The sequence below is a fragment of the Streptomyces antioxidans genome, assembly GCF_000968685.2.
GTDB lineage: Bacteria > Actinomycetota > Actinomycetes > Streptomycetales > Streptomycetaceae > Streptomyces > Streptomyces antioxidans.
Genome location: NZ_LAKD02000068.1, coordinates 1 through 2,090, shown reverse-complemented (window position 1 = coordinate 2,090; position 2,090 = coordinate 1). Strand labels below are relative to the sequence as shown.

1 protein-coding gene is annotated in these 2,090 nt (G+C 69.9%); it reads left to right on the top strand.

All coding sequences use genetic code 11. The features are described 5' to 3' along the window. Positions 1–2,090, top strand: a 2,090-nt coding sequence (locus VT50_RS24405) for a type I polyketide synthase (RefSeq protein WP_143645265.1), incomplete at both ends; no start/stop codon positions are given.

Sequence of the window (2,090 nt, the reverse complement as noted above, 5' to 3'; positions counted from 1 at the left end):
GGAGCGGCTGTCGGACGCGCGGAGGAACGGCCACGAGGTGCTGGCGGTCGTCCGTGGCTCAGCCATCAACCAGGATGGTGCGTCCAATGGTCTGACGGCGCCGAACGGCCCGTCCCAGCAGCGGGTGATCCGGCAGGCGCTGGCGAGTGCCCGTCTGTCGGCGGCCGATGTGGACGCGGTCGAGGCGCACGGCACCGGAACGACGCTGGGTGACCCGATCGAGGCGCAGGCGCTGCTGGCCACCTACGGGCAGGGGCGCCCCGAGGGCCGCCCGCTGTGGCTGGGTGCCATCAAGTCCAACATCGGCCACACCCAGGCCGCCGCCGGTGTGGCCGGGGTCATCAAGATGGTGATGGCCATGCGTGAGGGGGTGTTGCCGGAGATCCTTCACCTTGACGAGCCGTCGCGGGAGGTGGATTGGTCGACGGGCGAGGTGCGTCCGCTGACGGAGGCCACCGCGTGGCCGGAGACCGGCCGACCGCGCAGGGCGGGTATCTCCTCGTTCGGGCTGAGTGGGACCAACGCGCACACCATCGTCGAGCAGGCCCCCGAGCTGGAAGAGGCCGTGGCCCCTGAGGCGGCCGGGCCCGAGGCGGCCGTGGTGCCGTGGCTGGTGTCCGGCAAGAGCCGGGAGGCGCTGCGGGCGCAGGCCGACCGGCTCGCCGCGCACCTGTCGGCCCGGAGCGGCCTCGGCGCGCTGGACGTGGGGTATTCGCTGGCGTCCCGGTCGGTGTTCGAGCACCGCGCCGTGGTGGTCGGCGAGGACCGGGATGCCCTTCTGCGTGGCCTCGAGTCCGTGGCCGGACGCGGGATCGCCTCCGGCGTCGTCCAGGGGCGGGCGGTGCCGGGCGGTAAGACGGCGTTCCTGTTCTCGGGCCAGGGGGCTCAGCGTCTGGGCATGGGGCGGGAGTTGTACGAGGCGTTCCCGGTGTTCGCACGTGCCCTGGACGAGGTGTGCGCGTATCTGGATGTGCTGCTGGACCGTCCGCTGAAGGATGTGATGTTCGCGGCCGAGGGCAGCTCGGACGCCGGGCTGCTGGATCAGACGGCGTTCACCCAGCCCGCCCTCTTCGCCATCGAGGTGGCGCTGTTCCGGCTGCTGTCGGCGTGGGGTGTGGCGCCGGATGTGCTCATCGGTCACTCGGTGGGCGAGATCGCCGCGGCCCATGTGGCGGGCGTGTTCTCGCTGGAGGACGCGTGCACACTCATCGCGGCGCGGGGGCGCCTGATGCAGGCGCTCCCCGAGGGCGGCGCGATGGTGGCGATTCAGGCATCCGAGGAGGAGGTCGCCGCCTCATTCGCGGGCCGTGAGCACGAGATGGGCATCGCGGCGGTCAATGGGCCATCGGCCGTGGTGATCGCGGGCCATACGCAGGCGGTCCGGGAGGTGGCGGACACATGGAAGGCGAAGGGGACAAAGACTAGGCGTTTGCGGGTCTCGCATGCGTTTCACTCTTGCCTCATGGACAGTATGTTGGACGCGTTCGGCCAAGTGGTCCGTGAGGTCTCTTTTGAACCACCGACCATGGCGCTGGTGTCCAATGTCACCGGTGGGCTGGTAACCGAGGCGGAGGCATGTTCTCCGGATTATTGGGTTCGTCATGTGCGTGAGGCGGTGCGGTTCGCGGATGGGGTACGTGCGCTTAAGGCGTTGGGTGTGACCAGGTTCTTGGAAGTGGGACCCGACGGTGTGCTCACCGCGATAGCCCAGGACTCTCTCGCGGAAAGCGCCGAGGACGCCTCGGCGACAATGCTGGCCCCCGTGCTGCGCAAGGAGCGCCCCGAAGCCGGGGCGTTGATGACGGCGTTGGCCGAATTGCACGCCCACGGTGCCACGGTGAACTGGGAACCGATATTCGCCGGCCGCGGTGCCAACAAGGTGGAGCTGCCGACCTACGCGTTCCAGCGCGAGCGGTTCTGGCCAGAGACCTCCATTGCCGGTGGCGGCCGGGATTCCGGTTCGACCGCGGCGGATTCGGTGGACGCGCGATTCTGGGAAGCGGTCGAGCGCGAGGATCTCGAAGCTCTCGCTGACGCGCTTGACGTCGATGGCGACGCGACGCTGGGCGCGGTGCTGCCCGCGCTGTCGG